16 protein-coding genes and 1 pseudogene are annotated in these 15,984 nt (G+C 60.3%); 2 read left to right on the top strand and 15 right to left on the bottom strand.

Annotation, left to right across the window (positions count from 1 at the left end; all coding sequences use genetic code 11):
* The first annotated feature begins 4 nt into the window (after positions 1 to 4).
* Positions 5 to 1,168: an acetyl-CoA C-acyltransferase FadA gene (gene fadA, locus SERRSCBI_RS01180; RefSeq protein WP_033644961.1), complete on the top strand. Its 1,164-nt coding sequence runs from the start codon at positions 5 to 7 to the stop codon at positions 1,166 to 1,168.
* Positions 1,169 to 1,340: 172 nt separating this feature from the next.
* Here fadA and fre read toward each other — a convergent pair whose 3' ends face one another.
* From fre to pepE, 3 genes are all read right to left on the bottom strand, one after another.
* Complete coding sequence (fre, locus tag SERRSCBI_RS01175; RefSeq protein ID WP_033644962.1) at positions 1,341 to 2,042, bottom strand: NAD(P)H-flavin reductase; 702 nt, start codon at positions 2,040 to 2,042, stop codon at positions 1,341 to 1,343.
* Positions 2,043 to 2,092: 50 nt separating this feature from the next.
* A complete protein-coding gene (gene ubiD / locus SERRSCBI_RS01170) occupies positions 2,093 to 3,613 on the bottom strand; it encodes a 4-hydroxy-3-polyprenylbenzoate decarboxylase (protein ID WP_033644963.1) in 1,521 nt (506 codons plus the stop codon).
* A gap of 62 nt (positions 3,614 to 3,675) precedes the next feature.
* Positions 3,676 to 4,401 (bottom strand): dipeptidase PepE, encoded by a 726-nt coding sequence (gene pepE, locus SERRSCBI_RS01165; protein WP_033644964.1) that lies wholly within the window; start codon positions 4,399 to 4,401, stop codon positions 3,676 to 3,678.
* A gap of 245 nt (positions 4,402 to 4,646) precedes the next feature.
* Here pepE and rfaH point away from each other — a divergent pair, with 245 nt between their 5' ends.
* Positions 4,647 to 5,135, top strand: coding sequence for a transcription/translation regulatory transformer protein RfaH (gene rfaH, locus SERRSCBI_RS01160; protein ID WP_033644965.1), 489 nt, complete (start codon positions 4,647 to 4,649; stop codon positions 5,133 to 5,135).
* A 42-nt stretch (positions 5,136 to 5,177) separates the two neighbouring features.
* On the opposite strand, the gene hemB is transcribed toward rfaH, so the two are convergent.
* The 12 genes and pseudogenes from hemB to udp all read right to left on the bottom strand — a co-directional run bounded on the left by hemB (position 5,178) and on the right by udp (position 15,951).
* Positions 5,178 to 6,200, bottom strand: coding sequence for a porphobilinogen synthase (gene hemB / locus SERRSCBI_RS01155; RefSeq protein ID WP_042783470.1), 1,023 nt, complete (start codon positions 6,198 to 6,200; stop codon positions 5,178 to 5,180).
* 14 nt (positions 6,201 to 6,214) lie between these two features.
* The gene (gene tatD / locus SERRSCBI_RS01150; RefSeq protein WP_042785623.1) at positions 6,215 to 6,997 is read right to left on the bottom strand and encodes a 3'-5' ssDNA/RNA exonuclease TatD; all 783 of its coding nucleotides are present in this window, start codon (positions 6,995 to 6,997) and stop codon (positions 6,215 to 6,217) included.
* A gap of 53 nt (positions 6,998 to 7,050) precedes the next feature.
* Positions 7,051 to 7,821: a Sec-independent protein translocase subunit TatC gene (gene tatC / locus SERRSCBI_RS01145; protein WP_033644968.1), complete on the bottom strand. Its 771-nt coding sequence runs from the start codon at positions 7,819 to 7,821 to the stop codon at positions 7,051 to 7,053.
* Positions 7,822 to 7,824: 3 nt separating this feature from the next.
* Positions 7,825 to 8,382, bottom strand: a complete 558-nt coding sequence (gene tatB / locus SERRSCBI_RS01140) for a Sec-independent protein translocase protein TatB (RefSeq protein ID WP_033644970.1) — start codon at positions 8,380 to 8,382, stop codon at positions 7,825 to 7,827.
* A 3-nt stretch (positions 8,383 to 8,385) separates the two neighbouring features.
* Positions 8,386 to 8,650 (bottom strand): annotated as a pseudogene (gene tatA, locus SERRSCBI_RS01135) (Sec-independent protein translocase subunit TatA).
* A gap of 80 nt (positions 8,651 to 8,730) precedes the next feature.
* Entirely contained in the window at positions 8,731 to 10,362 is a 1,632-nt protein-coding gene (ubiB, locus tag SERRSCBI_RS01130) for a ubiquinone biosynthesis regulatory protein kinase UbiB (RefSeq protein WP_033644971.1), read from the bottom strand.
* Positions 10,359 to 10,967, bottom strand: coding sequence for an SCP2 domain-containing protein (locus SERRSCBI_RS01125; protein WP_042783469.1), 609 nt, complete (start codon positions 10,965 to 10,967; stop codon positions 10,359 to 10,361). The genes ubiB and SERRSCBI_RS01125 overlap by 4 nt, the downstream gene beginning before the upstream one ends.
* Before the next feature lie 13 nt (positions 10,968 to 10,980).
* Positions 10,981 to 11,736, bottom strand: a complete 756-nt coding sequence (gene ubiE, locus SERRSCBI_RS01120; protein ID WP_004934443.1) for a bifunctional demethylmenaquinone methyltransferase/2-methoxy-6-polyprenyl-1,4-benzoquinol methylase UbiE — start codon at positions 11,734 to 11,736, stop codon at positions 10,981 to 10,983.
* A gap of 78 nt (positions 11,737 to 11,814) precedes the next feature.
* The gene (gene rmuC / locus SERRSCBI_RS01115) at positions 11,815 to 13,362 is read right to left on the bottom strand and encodes a DNA recombination protein RmuC (RefSeq protein WP_033644974.1); all 1,548 of its coding nucleotides are present in this window, start codon (positions 13,360 to 13,362) and stop codon (positions 11,815 to 11,817) included.
* Positions 13,363 to 13,502: 140 nt separating this feature from the next.
* Positions 13,503 to 14,033 carry a DedA family protein gene (locus SERRSCBI_RS01110; RefSeq protein ID WP_004934438.1) on the bottom strand — a complete coding sequence of 177 codons (531 nt, stop codon included), beginning with the start codon at positions 14,031 to 14,033 and terminating at the stop codon, positions 13,503 to 13,505.
* Positions 14,034 to 14,112: 79 nt separating this feature from the next.
* The gene (locus SERRSCBI_RS01105; protein WP_033644975.1) at positions 14,113 to 14,895 is read right to left on the bottom strand and encodes a tyrosine-protein phosphatase; all 783 of its coding nucleotides are present in this window, start codon (positions 14,893 to 14,895) and stop codon (positions 14,113 to 14,115) included.
* Positions 14,896 to 15,189: 294 nt separating this feature from the next.
* On the bottom strand, positions 15,190 to 15,951 hold the full coding sequence (udp, locus tag SERRSCBI_RS01100) for a uridine phosphorylase (RefSeq protein ID WP_004934432.1): 762 nt from the start codon (positions 15,949 to 15,951) through the stop codon (positions 15,190 to 15,192).
* Positions 15,952 to 15,984: the final 33 nt, after the last annotated feature.

The raw sequence follows: 15,984 nt of genomic DNA, 5'->3' as shown, positions 1-15,984 counted from the left end.
AAAGATGGAAAACGTAGTTATTGTTGATGCCGTACGCACGCCGATGGGCCGCTCCAAGGGCGGCGCCTTCCGCCAGGTGCGCGCCGAAGATCTCTCCGCTCATCTGATGCGTGAAGTGCTGAGCCGCAATCCGGCGCTGAACGCCGACGAGATCGATGACATTTACTGGGGCTGCGTGCAGCAGACGCTGGAACAAGGCTTCAACATCGCCCGCAACGCCGCGCTGCTGGCCGAGATCCCGCACCGTGTGCCGGCGGTGACCGTCAACCGCCTGTGCGGCTCTTCGATGCAGGCGCTGCACGACGCGGCGCGCGCCATCATGGTTGGCGACGCGCACATCAGCCTGATCGGCGGCGTGGAACACATGGGCCATGTGCCGATGAACCACGGCGTGGATTTCCATCCGGGCCTGAGCCGCAGCGTGGCCAAGGCCGCCGGGATGATGGGGCTGACCGCTGAAATGCTGGCCAAGATGCACAACATCAGCCGCCAGATGCAGGATGAGTTCGCCGCACGCTCCCACCAACGCGCACATGCGGCGACGCTGGCGGGTTACTTCAAAAACGAGATCATTCCGACCAACGGCCACGACGCCGACGGCGTGCTGACCCGTTACGATTTTGATGAAGTCATCCGCCCGGAAACCACCGTCGAAAGCCTGTCGGCCCTGCGTCCAGCGTTCGATCCGGTCAACGGCACCGTCACCGCCGGCAGTTCTTCCGCCCTGTCGGACGGCGCTTCCGCCATGCTGCTGATGAGCGAATCACGCGCCAAAGCGCTCGGTTTGAAAGCCCGCGCCCGCATCCGCTCGATGGCGGTCGTCGGCTGCGATCCTTCCATCATGGGCTACGGCCCGGTGCCGGCCAGCAAGCTGGCGCTGAAACGCGCCGGTCTGAGCGTGCAGGACATCGATCTGTTCGAGCTGAACGAAGCGTTCGCCGCCCAGTCGCTGCCGTGCATCAAGGATCTGGGGCTGATGGACAGCATCGACGACAAGATTAACCTGAACGGCGGCGCCATCGCGCTCGGCCACCCGCTGGGCTGTTCCGGCTCCCGCATCTCGACCACCTTGTTGAACAACATGGAACGTCGCGACGCGCAGTTCGGCCTGGCAACCATGTGCATCGGCTTGGGCCAGGGTATCGCCACCGTGTTTGAACGCGTTTAGCTGTGTCTATCTTGGGATGACCGCGTCACCACTTCAAATCGCGGCATCCCGCCAAGTTTAGTTGCCGTTCTTCCCGCCTGTCAGGGGCGGGTTTTTTATGCCTGAAATTTGCCGACGCCCAAATAAAAACGGGGCGACCCTCGGCCACCCCGTTCACTGCGCATCGCCTCTGTCAGATAAACGAAAACGCGTCGCCAAACATATGCGCTTCCTGCGCGCCGCGCTCGGCGCAGAAACGCTCACGGGCGATTTTCGCCATCTCGAAACGCCCGGCGATGTAGATGTCATGCTCCGCCAACGTGCCGAAATCCTGCAACACCGCGCTGAGCACGGTGCCGCTGCGGCCACGCCATTCCGCCTCCGGCTGCTCGACCACCGGGATCACCTTCAGGTTCGGGTGTTGCACCGACAGCGCTTCCAGCTCGCTCAGATCGTACAGGTGCTTCAGCTCACGCCCGCCCCAGTAGATGGAAATGTCGCGATCGGGCTGCTGCTCCAACGCGGTCAACAGGATTGAGCGCGCATAGGAGAAGCCGGTGCCGCCGGCGATCAGCACCAGCGGGCGGCTGCCCTCTTCCCGCAGCCAGGCGTCGCCGTGCGGCATATCGACGGTGATCGCCTGCTCTTTCAGAATGCGATCCATCACCGCCATGGCGTACAGATTCAGCTCCGAAGCACCGATATGCAGCTCGATGTAATCTTGCTGCGTCGGGGTTGATGCCAGCGAGAACGGACGTTTGTCGCGCTCGTCCATCACCACCATCAGATATTGCCCTGCCTTGAAAGAAAACGGCTGCTCGGGCACCAGACGTACCCGATAAACCGTATCGGTAATGGCCTCTACCGAGGTCACTTTACAGCTCAATATTGTCATGCGTTCCCTCTGTCGGGTCATCAATGCAAAGCTGAGAACAGGGCCTGACGCTATAACGTCGGTTCCCTGTCACTGAAAATTGCGAGCTCATCCCAGATTTCGTCGACGCGCGCACGTACCTTTTCATCCATCTGAATCGGACGGCCCCATTCGCGATCGGTTTCACCCGGCCATTTGTTGGTGGCGTCCAGCCCCATCTTCGAACCCAGTCCGGAAACCGGCGAGGCGAAGTCCAGATAGTCGATCGGCGTATTCTCCACCAGAACCGTATCCCTTGCCGGATCCATTCGTGTGGTGATCGCCCAAATCACGTCATTCCAGTCGCGCGCATTGACGTCATCGTCACAGACGATAACAAATTTGGTGTACATAAACTGCCGCAGGAACGACCAGACGCCCATCATCACGCGTTTCGCGTGGCCGGCGTACTGTTTTTTCATGGTCACCACCGCCAGGCGATACGAGCACCCTTCCGGCGGCAGATAAAAATCAACGATTTCCGGGAACTGTTTTTGCAGGATCGGCACGAACACTTCATTCAGCGCCACGCCCAGGATCGCCGGCTCATCCGGCGGCCGACCGGTGTAGGTCGAGTGGTAAATCGCGTTGCGACGCTGGGTGATGTGCGTGACGGTGAATACCGGGAACTGGTCGATTTCATTGTAGTAACCGGTGTGGTCACCGTAGGGGCCTTCCGGCGCCATTTCACCCGGCTCGATATAGCCTTCCAGCACGATTTCGGCACTGGCGGGCACTTCCAGATCGTTGGAAAGGCACTTGACCACTTCGGTTTTATTGCCGCGCAGCAGCCCGGCAAAGGCATATTCAGACAGGGTATCCGGCACCGGCGTCACCGCGCCGAGGATAGTGGCGGGATCGGCGCCCAGCGCCACCGCAACCGGGAAACGCTCGCCGGGGTGCGCCTGGCACCACTCCTGGTAATCCAGCGCGCCGCCGCGGTGCGACAGCCAGCGCATAATCACTTTATTCTTGCCCAGCACCTGCTGACGATAGATACCGAGGTTTTGCCGTTCCTTATGCGGGCCGCGGGTCACCGTCAGCCCCCAGGTGATCAGCGGCGCGGCGTCTTCCGGCCAGCAGTGCATCACCGGAATGCGGCCCAGATCGACATCATCGCCCTGCCATACCTGCTCCTGACAAGGCGCGGATCCCAGCACCTTGGTCGGCATGTTCAGCACCTGCTTGAACTTCGGTATTTTGTCGAACAGATCGCGGAAACCTTTCGGCGGCTCCGGCTCTTTGAGGAAAGCCAGCAGTTTGCCGACTTCGCGCAGCGCGCTGATGTCTTCCTGCCCCATGCCCATCGCCACGCGATTGGCGGTGCCGAACAGGTTGCACAGCACCGGCATGTCGTACCCTTTCGGGTTTTCAAACAGCAGTGCCGGGCCGCCCGCCCGCAGGGTGCGATCGGCAATTTCCGTCATTTCCAGGTAAGGATCGATCGGCTGGCTGATGCGTTTTAGTTCCCCTCTCTTCTCCAGCAACGAGAGGAAATCGCGTAAGTCACGGTATTTCATGCTGATCATTATAGCGGCCAGTGGGGAGGGCATTATAAGCCCTCTTCAAGGTTGTTGCTGCAATTTTGTTAACGCCGCCCGCTGTCGGGTGGCTCTCAGCCGCAGTTGAACGGCACCAGCGCAGCCAGTGCGCGCGTATCCTGATATTCGCGCGTCTCTTCGCCGTGGCGGAACACCTTAAAGCCCTGCCCGTTGGCGCTGAAATAACGCAGCGCATTGCCTTCAACGTGCAACAGACTGCCTTCACGCAACGCCACTACCGATTCGCTCGGGTTGATCGCACAGAACTCCGCGAGACGTTCGTCACGGGTTTCGCCCATGTGGCCGCTGATGTGCGCATCGATGTAATGCGGGTTAATCTGCACCGGGAACAACCCCAGCGCCGGCAACACCACGCTGCAGCGCACCGGCATGTCATTGGTGGTGCGAATACTCGGCGTCGCCACGTTGCAACCTGCGCTCCAGCCGACGTAAGGCACTTCACGCTCGCGCACCGCGCGCTGGATAGGCACGATCAGGCTTTGTTCGTGCAGCATCTGGTTCAGCAACCAGGTGTTGCCGCCGCTGACCAAAATGCATTCGGCCTGCGCGATCGCCGCCGCCGGTGAAGCGGCGTGGTGAATGCTGGTGACTTCAATGCCCAATGTTTGCGCCAGCTCCTGCGCGCGCCGATCGTAGTCGTAACGGATCAGCGCGTAAGGGATAAAGACGGCGGATTTGATGCCGCGGCGCGCAATCATCGCCAGCAGTTGGCTTTTGGCGTACCCCAGCAGCTCGGCTTCGCCAGACAGCTTGCCGTTGCTCAACAGAAACAGCTCCATTTTTCTCCCCTCGGTCAAAAACGATGAATAGCGTCACAGCCGGCGGCGCAACGCCTTGCCATACTGTGACGGTAACAAATTTTTAGCCCTCTGTTATACCAGCGCCGTATCGATAAGTGTGTGACCCCTCGCTAATAGCCGTAGATTCAGAAAGATAGGCGATGTTACATGCTGAAACTTGCATCACTATGTATCCGGAATAGCTTTTGATATGCTTACCGGCTGGCAGAAAGGCATGTGAAATTATGGAATCCTGGTATCTACTTTATTGCAAACGCGGTCAGCTGTTGCGAGCGCAGGAACATCTGGAGCGGCAGCAGGTAAACTGCCTCAGCCCGATCATCACGCTGGAAAAAATCGTGCGTGGTAAGCGCATCGCGGTCAGCGAACCCCTGTTTCCCAATTATCTGTTTGTGGAATTCGACCCGGAGCGCATTCACACCACCACCATCAGCGCCACCCGCGGCGTCAGCCACTTCGTGCGTTTCGGCGCGCTGCCGAGCGTCATCCCGAGCAAGGTGATCGATGAACTGCGCACGCACACCAGCGAGACCTACGTCGATCCGGAAACCCCGCAGCCGGGCGATACCGTTCTGATCGTCGATGGCGTATTCGAAGGGCTGCAGGCGATCTACACCGAGCCGGACGGCGAGGCCCGCTCGATGCTGTTGCTCAACCTGATCAACAAACAGGTCAGTCAAAGCATCGACAATCGGCAATTCCAGAAAATGTAATGCAAAAAGGCGCCCTCAGGCGCCTTTTTTACGGTATCGCGCTTAGCGGCGCAGCGCTTCTTCATGCAGCCATTGGGCGACACGCTTGGCGAAGTAGGTCAGCACGCCGTCGGCGCCGGCGCGTTTAAAGCACATCAACGACTCCATCACCGCAGGCTGCTCCTGCAGCCAGCCGTTCTGAATCGCCGCCATGTGCATGGCGTACTCACCGGACACCTGATAAGCGAAAGTCGGCACACCGAAGGTATCCTTCACCCGGCGCACCACATCCAGGTAAGGCATGCCCGGTTTCACCATCACCATGTCCGCGCCTTCCTGCAGATCCTGCGCAATCTCTTGCAGCGCTTCATCGCTGTTGGCCGGATCCATCTGATAGGTCTTTTTGTTGCCGCCTTTCAGGTTGCCGCTGGAACCCAGCGCATCGCGGAACGGACCGTAATAGCAGGAAGCGTACTTGGCGGAGTAGGCCATGATCTGGGTGTTCACCAGGCCCTGCAGTTCCAGACGATCGCGGATCGCCCCGATACGGCCGTCCATCATGTCGCTCGGCGCCACGATTTCCGCGCCCGCTTCGGCATGAGACAGCGCCTGACGCACCAGAATGTCTTTGGTCACGTCGTTAATCACGTAGCCCTGCTCATCGATCACCCCGTCCTGACCGTGGGTGGTGTAGGGATCGAGCGCTACGTCGGTCAGAATGCCCAACTCAGGCACCGCGTCTTTCAGCGCGCGCACCGTGCGCTGCACCAGCCCTTCCGGGTTGTAGGCTTCTTCCGCATGCAGCGACTTCAAGCCCGGTTCAATCACCGGGAACAGGGAGATCACCGGCACGCCGAGTTTGGCGATGGTTTCCGCTTCCTTGACCAGCAGATCGATCGTCATGCGCGATACGCCCGGCATCGAGGCCACTTCTTCCTGACGGTTGCTGCCTTCCATGACGAACACCGGATAAATCAGGTCATTGACCGTCAGTTGGTTTTCGGCGACCAGACGGCGGCTGAAGTCATGACGGCGCACGCGGCGCATACGGCGACCAGGAAAGGTGCCCGGGAATGCATAGCTCATAGTTTTCTCCTAGCTCAAACCAGCCGGAATAGCCGGCGGGCGTTCTCATCGGTTTTTTGCCCCAGCCATTGCGGCTCTTCCTGCCGCCAGACGGCGACCTGATGCACGATGTGGGGCAGGAAACAGGGTTCGTTGCGGCGAGATGCGGGTTTAGGCTGTAAATCCCGGGGCAACAGATAAGGGGCGTCAGTTTCCAGCAGCAGACGCTCAGCCGGGATCTGCGGCAGCAGGGCGCGCAATTCCAGACCGCGCCGCTCGTCGCATACCCAACCGGTAATCCCGATCGACAGGCCCAGCGACAGGCAGCTTGCTAATTCTTCGGCGGTGCCGGTGAAGCAGTGCACCACGGCCGCGGGCAGTTTATCCAACCACGGCGTCAGTAGCTCGGCAAAACGTGCGTGTGCGTCGCGACAGTGAAGAAACACCGGCAGCGCCAACTCCGCCGCCAGCGCCAGTTGCGCGCTGAACGCCGCTTCCTGCTGCTCCGGCGTCGAGAAGTTGCGGTTGAAATCCAGACCGCATTCACCGATCGCCACCACTTCTGGGCCGGCGGCCAAGGCATAAATCTGCTCAGCGCTGCGTTCATCCCAGCTGCCGGCGTTATGCGGATGCACACCGGCGGTGGACCAGCAATAGCCCGCATGCTGCTGCGCCAGTTTGGCGGCCTCGCGGCTCTCAGGCAGATCGGTGCCGGTAATCAGCATCCCGGTAACGCCCGCCGCGCGGGCGCGCTCCACCACGGTCTCGCGGTCTTTGGCGAATTGGCTGCTGGTGAGGTTAACGCCGATATCAAACATGGTTTTTTCCAAAGCAAAAGCCGCCCTATGGGCGGCTTCGCAATCAATGTGGATCAGGGCGCTGGGGGTTCGTCACCCTCGTCGTCGTCTTCCGCCTGCGGACGGCGTTTGCCGGTATAGAAGCGAGCGAAGAATACCCCCACTTCAAACAGCAGATACATCGGTATCGCCAGCAGGGTTTGCGAGAACACGTCCGGCGGCGTCAACAACATGCCGACCACAAACGCGCCGACCAACACATACGGCCGTTTCTTCTTCAGGTCTTCCGGCGAAGTGACGCCGCTCCAGCACAGCAGAATGATGGCGACCGGCACTTCGAAGGCGACGCCAAACGCCATAAACAGCGCCATGACGAAATCGAGGTAGTTTTTAATGTCGGTCGCAATGGTCACCCCCATCGGCGCGGTCTTGGCGAAGAAGCCGAAGGCCAGCGGGAACACGATGAAGTAGGCGAAGGCCATGCCGAGGTAAAACAACAGGCTGCTGGACACCAGCAACGGCATCATCAGGCGGCGTTCATGCTTGTACAGCGCAGGCGCGATAAACGCCCATACCTGATACAGGATCATCGGCGCGGAGACGAACACCGAAACGATCATGGTCAGCTTGATCGGGGTGAAAAACGGTGACGCCACGTCGGTGGCGATCATGCTCGCGCCGGCCGGCAACTGCTTGAGCAGCGGCGCAGAAACCAGCTGGTAGATGTCGTTGGCGAAAAACACCAGCACCACGAACACCGCCAGTACGCAAATAATCGAGTTCAACAACCGCTTGCGCAGCTCTATCAGATGACTGATAAGGGGTTGGGTATCTTCAACAGCCATGTATTAACGATCGCCACTAGGTTGGTGAGACGCTGGGGTTTTATCCGCAACAGGTTCGACAGGAGCAGGCGCGGTTTCCACCGGCGCTTTAGCGGGTTGCGCCGCCACTGGCGCAGCCACGACGGCTTCAGGTTCCACTGCCGGTTTTGGCACGGCGGCGGGCGCGCTGGCGCTGGTTGCCGCTTCCGCCGGCGTCACGCCGTCGTGCAAGGCTTCCGGATCGATGGCCTGCGGGTTATGGATGGTGTTCGCCAGCTCTTCTTTCTCGCCCCGGTAGGTGCGTTTCAAGGATTCCGCCGCGTCTTTCAGCTCATCCATCGACGCCTTCAACTCCGGCGTCAGGTTCTGCAGGCCGGCCTGTTCGGCTTTCTTCAGGCTGTCCTGCAGCTCCTGCAGCTTCAGCTCCTGAGACAGTTCGTGCTGCACCGAGGCCGCCAGCGAGCGCAGCGCGCGGATCCAGCCCGATACCGTTCTGACCGCAACCGGCAAGCGTTCCGGCCCCAGAACAACCAGGCCGATCACCAGCACCAGCAGCAGCTCACTAAACCCAATGTCAAACACGGTTTATACCTGCTCTTTGTTCTTCGACTCTTCCGGTTTCACTTCCGGCTGCTTATCGGTAATAGGCTTGGCCGAGAAATCAGCGTCATCCAGGCTGCTTTTTTCAGCCGTGTTGGGGGTCGACGGCGTATCGTCACCGATCGCTTTTTTGAAGCCCTTGATCGAGGCGCCGAGATCGGAACCCAGCGTGCGCAGTTTTTTTGGTGCCGAACAGCAGCACCACGATCACTGCGATGATCAACAATTGCGTAATACTAATACCGCCCATTTTAATTACCTCTAATTTTAAGGGGTCTTTTAAAGCCAGCCCGCATTATAGAGCCGACTTCACCAGAGTAACGAATTAAATCAGGTGGTTCGCTTCCAGCCAATCACCCAGCATACGATGCCGGCGGCCATCATCCAGGCGGGGAACACCTCGATTTGCCCCAGCAGCAACAGCGTGCCGCTTACCAACAGTGTAGCGCCAACGCCGAACAAATAACGTGACTGCCCCTGACGAACCCGCTGAGCCTGCATCTGGTTGGTCAGCTTATCAACGCTTTGTTGCAACAGTTTATGCTGCTGCAGGCTGTCGTAAAACAGCTCGGGCAGCTCGGGCAGTTTCTCCGCCCAGAACGGCGCCTTCTCTTTCAGCGCGCGCACCACGGCGGGAATGCCGACCTGATCGCGCAGCCAACTCTCGAGGAACGGCTTGGCGGTGGTCCACAGATCCAACTGCGGGTAAAGCTGACGCCCCAGCCCTTCAACATACAGCAAGGTCTTCTGCAATAACACCAGCTGCGGCTGCACTTCCATATTGAAGCGGCGCGCGGTGTTGAACAGGTTCAGCAGCACGTTGCCGAAGGAGATCTCCGCCAGCGGCTTCTCGAAAATCGGTTCGCACACGGTACGGATGGCGAATTCGAAGTCTTCCACGTTGGTGTCGCGCGGCACCCAGCCGGAGTCGACGTGCAGTTCCGCCACCTTACGGTAATCGCGGTTGAAGAAGGCGATGAAGTTTTCCGCCAGATAGCGTTTGTCATCCTTGTTCAACGAACCGACGATGCCGCAGTCGATGCCGATGTAGCAAGGATCTTCCGGATGTTCGTAGCTGACGAAAATATTACCGGGATGCATGTCCGCATGGAAGAAGCTGTCGCGGAATACCTGGGTAAAGAACACCTGAACGCCGCGTTCCGCCAACAGTTTCATGTTGGTGCCCTGCTGCTCCAGCGTGGCGATGTCCGAGACCGGAATGCCGTAGATACGCTCCATCACCAACACGCTTTCGCGGCAGTAGTCGGAGTAAACTTCCGGCACGTACAGCATCGGGCTGCCGTCGAAATTGCGACGCAGCTGAATGGCGTTGGCCGCTTCGCGCAGCAGGTTCAATTCGTCCAGCAGGGTTTTTTCGTACTCGCGTACCACTTCGCGCGGACGCAGGCGGCGGCCGTCCGGCAACAGCTTCGGCACCCAGCCTGCCAGCCGGTACATCAAGCGCACGTCGGCTTTGATAATCGGCCCGATATCCGGCCGGATCACCTTCAGCACCACTTCCTGGCCGGTGGTTTTCAGCCGCGCGGTATGCACCTGCGCGATCGAGGCGGACGCCAGCGGCTGCTGCTCGAAGTCGTCGAACCAGGTTTCCAGCGGGCCGCCCATCGCCAGCTCGATATGCTTGCGCGCCAGCGCACCGTCGAAAGGCGCCACCCGATCCTGCAGCAGCGTCAGCTGATCGGCAATGTGCGGCGGGAACAGATCGCGGCGGGTCGACATCATCTGGCCGAACTTGATCCAGACCGGCCCCAATTCCTGCAGCGCCAGCCGCAGACGTTCGCCCAGCGGTTTGTCCTTGTGCCGATTAGGCATCCAGAACAGCAGCCGGCGGCCGAAGCGCAGCGGCAGCGTCAAACGCATTGTCGGGATCAGCTCGTCCAGCCCATAGCTGAGAAAAACGCGGACGATAAAATACAAACGACGCAGTTCGCCTGGGGTCATCGCTTGCCCTCCAACTTATCCATGCGGGCAATCAGCGCTTCCGCGCTGCGGGCGAGCGCATCCACTTCTTCATTGAACCACACCACTTCCAGCGGCCCCGGCGCCAGACGCCACTCTTCCGTCAGCGCCTCAGCCATGTCTTGCTGCCGACGCATCAATCCGGCCTTGAGTAACGAAGCACCTTTGCCCAGCGCCTGCGTAATGCCTTGAGCGGCGATATCGCCGATATAGGGCGCCAGCCATTCCGCCGGATCCCACTCCGCCAGATCGAGCAGGCCAACCAGCTGTTGCACCACCTGAATATCCCCTTCCACCATCAATTCGCCGCTGCGCATCAGCACCGGCAACTGCTGGCGATCGCGCAGCCTCAGTAAGGAGGGAATGCGGCTGCGCACCGTGCAATCGGCGCTGTCTTCAGACTGCCCCAGCACATCCACGCGCAGTTCGCTGAACACCAGCACCAGCGGTGAAGCCAACTCTTCCAGTTCGATGCGCAGCACCTTGCCCGCCAGGCGTTGGCGAGCGGCTTTCATGCTGCGATCGCGAAACAGCAGGTTATTCAGCGAGGTTTCCAGCGCACCGGTCAGCAGAGGGGTAAACAGCATCGGCATCTCCCTCTCAGAACTTGAAGCCGCGATGCAGGGCGACAATCCCACCGGTCAGGTTGAAATAGGTGACGTTTTCAAAACCGGCGTTGCCCATCATGCCCTTCAGGGTTTCCTGATCGGGGTGCATACGGATCGATTCCGCCAGATAGCGATAGCTGTCCGGATCTTTCACTACCAGCTCGCCGATCTTCGGCAGCACGTGGAAAGAGTATGCGTCGTAAGCTTTGCTCAGCGGCGCCAGCAGCGGTTTGGAGAACTCCAGCACCAACAGGCGGCCGCCCGGCTTCAGCACGCGGAACATCGAACGCAGCGCTTTGTCTTTGTCGGTGACGTTACGCAGGCCAAAGGAGATGGTGATGCAATCGAAGTAGTTATCCGGGAACGGCAGCGCCTCGGCGTTGGCCTGCACGTAGTTGATGTTGCCGACGATACCGCGATCGCGCAGCTTCTCGCGCCCCATCTTCAGCATCGAATCGTTAATGTCCGCCAGCACCACCTGCCCCTGCTCGCCAACCATGCGGGAGAACTTGGCGGCCAGGTCGCCGGTACCACCGGCCAGATCCAGCACGCGCTGCCCGCGGCGCACGCCGCTGCAGTCAATGGTGAAACGCTTCCAGATACGGTGGATGCCGAACGACATCAGGTCGTTCATCACGTCATACTTTGCCGCTACCGAATGAAAAACGTCCGCCACCATGGCCTGTTTTTCGTCTCTAGCGACGGTGCGAAAACCGAAATCGGTGGTTTCCTGCGATTGATCTGCCATTGTCCTGCCTGCTATTCAGTCAATTTTGTGTGGATGAGTGTACCAGAAGCCCGAGGAATACCCCACCTCGCCACGGCCTCAGCCGTGCGAAACGAAGCCCGGTTCCCCGGTGGTATCATCATCGTCGTTCGTCTGCGGCAGCGCGGCGACCTCGTCGTCGTTCGCCTCTTCCGCTTCATCGTGTTGCGCGCCGGCTTGCTGCGCCAGCAGCGGGTTTATCGGCCGCTTGACCTCAACCCCCAGCGCGCGGAAACCTTCAATTTGGCCGATAAGATTACCACGGCCTTCGCTCAGTTTGTTCATCGCCTGACGATAACTGCCCTGCGCCTTGTCCAGGCTCTGTCCCAGCGCAGACATATCGTCCACGAACAGCCGCATCTTGTCATACAGTTTCGCCGCGCGCTCGGCGATGCGCTGGGCATTCTGGCTCTGATGCTCATAGCGCCACAGGTTGGTGATGGTACGCAGCGCCACCAGCAACGTGGTCGGGCTGACCAGCATGATGTTGTGCTTGAGCGCTTCGCTGATCAGCTCCGGCTCGCGATCGATAGCCAGCAGGAAGGCCGGCTCGACCGGAATGAACATCAGCACATAGTCCAGCGAACGCAGCCCCGGCAGCTGCTGGTAGTCCTTGCGGCCCAGCATGCGAATGTGGCCGCGCAGCGAAGCGATATGTTCGCTCAGCGCCGCTTCGCGCTCCGCCTCGTCTTCACCGTTGAAATAGCGCTCGTAGGCGATCAGCGACATCTTGGCGTCGATCACGACATCCTTGCCCTGCGGCAGGCGCACGATCACATCGGGCTGCATGCGGCTCTGATGATCTACCCGCACGTTGACCTGCGTTTCATACTCGTGCCCTTCGCGCAGGCCGGAGGCTTCCAGCACCCGGCTCAGCACCACTTCACCCCAGTTGCCCTGGGTCTTGTTGTCGCCTTTCAGCGCCTTGGTGAGGTTGATGGCCTCGCGCGCCATTTGCGCATTCAACTGCTGCAGATTGCGTATCTCGTGCGTCAGCGTGTGGCGCTCACGCGCCTCCTGGCCAAAGCTGTCCTGCACCTGTCGGCGGAAACCGTCCAGTTGTTCGCGCAGCGGCAGCAGTAACCGATCCAAACTTTGCTTATTTTGCTCGTCCACCTTGCGGCCGCTGTGTTCAAAAATGCGGTTGGCGAGGTTTTCAAACTGGGTGGTGAGGCGCTGTTCGCTGTTGATCAGCAGACGCTGCTTCTCCTCCGCCGCCATGCGCGTCTCTTCCAGACGGATGGTGACTTCGCGCAGCTCGGCCTCCTGCGCGCTGTTCACCTCGCGCTGGGCGCGCAGCTCTTGGTTGAGCAGCTCGCATTCGTTGCGCCAATGGTTGAGCTGTTGCAGTTTTTCATGCCCGGCCGCCAGCTGGCTGTGCAGGTTGCGCAGCTCCAGCTCGTTCTGGCGCGACTGCTGTTCGTGGCGCAGCAGGGCCTCCTGCCGCACGGCCGTCTCCTGCTGCGCCTGCTGCAACGCTTGCTCCAGCAACCGCAGTTCGGTTTCATGTTGCGCGTTCGTCTGCTGCACTCGCAGACTGGCGATCAGCCACCCCAACAGCATGCCGATCGCGACGCCGCCAATCCCATAAATCAGACTGGTATCCACCCTGCCTCCTGTTGCACCTTGCCGTTCCGGCGTTTCGCACGCCCATTGCCCGTCACGTTAAGGGGAGGCTGTATGGATGTCCAGCCTGATTTTGCCCGCCGCGCACAATATTGCGCGGCGCTGCGCAATTTAGCGAGAAATCAGCCCAGCCACTGGCTGAGCCACTTGATGCCGAACGCCCCCGGCGCCAGAATGCCGAACGCCCAGATCATCGCCGACGTGACGTTGGCCAACTGGAAGTAGCGCTGCGGCATGCCGCAAATGCCCCCCACCAGCGGCACCACGGCGCGCAGCGGGCCGAAGAAGCGGCCAATGAAAATGCCCAGCACGCCCCAGCGCTCAAAGAAGGCGTGGCCGCGCGCCAGCAGCTGCGGATTGCGCGACAGCGGCCACATATGGGCCACCCGATCCTGATAGTGATAGCCGATCCAGTACGAGAGCCAGTCGCCGAAAAACGCCCCGGCGGCGGCGGCGGCCCAAATCGGCCAAAAGGCGATGCCGCTTTCGCCGATCAGCGCGCCCAGCGCCAGCAGGATCACCGTGGCCGGAAGCAGCAGCGACAAAAACGCCAGCGACTCGCCGAACGCCAGGAAGAAGATAATGGGAATGGCCCAGCCTTCGTGCTGACGCACGACGTCGCTGACCCAGTTAATAACGTCATTGAGGCTCAATGCGGGGCTCCTGATACGCGATGGTTCGCCGCCTAGGATAAGCCGGGGCGAGTTAAACCCCGGCTAAACACGCGGCAATTTACTCGAGGTAGAACGCCCGCAGCACTTCGCGCTGGGCCGCGCCCAGGCCGTATTCCGCTTCCAGCCAGCGGTCGGTGGAGCCGTATTGTTGGCGGATGCAGCCCAGCGCCGTCATCAGGAACTCCTCGCGCGCGCTGAGCACGTAGGCGAATTGCTCCAGCGCCGCCGCATTCAACTTGATAGACAGCTGATCCAGCATCTGCTCGCGGAAAGCGGCCAGCGTGGTTTCGGTCAGCAGATAGTCTTCCAGCACCGTCGCTTCGTCGGCCCCCAGCGCGAACAGCACCAGCGCCGAACCGACCCCGGTGCGATCCTTGCCGACCGCGCAGTGTTGCACGATTGCGCCGCCGCCGGGGTTGCTCAACAGCTGCGCCAACCGCTGATAGGCCGCATTGCCGAACGGCAGGCGGCGATACAGCTCCAGCATGAACGCCCGGGCGTCGAAAGCGGCCAGCGTTTCGTTGGTGAGCTTTTCCAGGTTGGCGTTGACTTCGCTGCTCAGCGGGTTGGCCGGCACGTGGTGATAGTCGGCGCCATTCCACAGAATATCCGGTTTGGCCTGCACTTCGTCGGCATCGCGGTAGTCCAGCACCGAACGCACCGGCACCCCAGCGAGGAAAGTGCAGTCGTTTTCCGTCAGCCGCTCGAGAGAACCGGAGCGGAACAGCAGGCCGCGTTTGATGCGGCGCCCGTCGGCCACGCCGTTGCCGCCGAAGTCACGGAAGTTAATGCCGCCGTCGAGCGGCGCAAGCGAAGGATGAAGCAGGATCTGGGCGGTCATAAACGTCCTCGTTGTTTTTGTTCTGACAACGCGCGGCAGCCATCGGCGCAGCGCTGAGGAGTATCACCGTAACAGATTAGCCGCGAATGGAAAAACGGACCGCGTCGGCGGCCCGTTCAGTCCGTTGACAAAGGAGGAAAAAACGCGGTTTTTCCTCCTTTGTGGTCATCAGCCGAAAATCAATGAATTGATTTTCCCTGTTTGTTATCCGCTGCTTTCTGCAAACCGGGCAATGGCATGAGGTTTGTCATCAATCTCAACGGACCGCGTCGGCGGCCCGTTGAGGGAAGGTGATTACAGCAGACGGCGGGCGGCATCCACCACGATCTGCACCGCTTTGCTTTCGGTGTTTTTCATGGTCTCAGCGTTCGGGATCTCTTGCTGGGTGCGGTTAACGATCACCCCAGCCACCATGCCGGCGCGCAGGCCCTGGCTGGCGCACATGGTCAGCAGCGTGGCGGATTCCATTTCATAGTTCATCACGCCCATCGCCTGCCATTCTTCCATCGAGCCTTTGAAACGGCTGACCACGCGGCCAGAGTAGGTATCGTAACGTTCCTGGCCCGGATAGAAGGTATCGGAAGAAGCCGTCACGCCAATGTGGGTGGTGGCGCCGCTGGCTTTGGCCGCTTCCACCAGCGCGGTGGTGCAGGCGAAGTCCGCGACCGCCGGGAACTCCATCGGCGCAAAGTGCAGGCTGGCGCCGTCGAGGCGTACCGCTGCCGTAGTCACCAGCACGTCGCCGACGTTGATGTTCGCCTGAATGGCGCCGGTGGTGCCGATGCGCAGGAAGGTGCGGATGCCCAGCTGCGCCAGCTCTTCCACCGCGATAGAGGTAGACGGGCCGCCGATGCCGGTGGAGCAGACGATCACCGCCTTGCCATCCAGCTCTGCGCGCCAGGTGGTGAATTCACGATGGGAGGCCAGATGCACCGGATTTTCCATCAGCTTGGCAATCTTCTCTACGCGCTGCGGATCGCCCGGCACGATGGCAAGCTGGGCCCCTTGTAAATCGTTCTTGGTGAGGCCGAGATGAAAAACATCAGACTGAGACATACGAGACTCCTCATGGATCATGTTTATTGGGAG

Origin of the sequence: Serratia sp. SCBI (assembly GCF_000747565.1) — a bacterium.
Taxonomy (GTDB): domain Bacteria; phylum Pseudomonadota; class Gammaproteobacteria; order Enterobacterales; family Enterobacteriaceae; genus Serratia; species Serratia ureilytica.
This window is presented reverse-complemented; position numbering and strand designations above follow the sequence as displayed.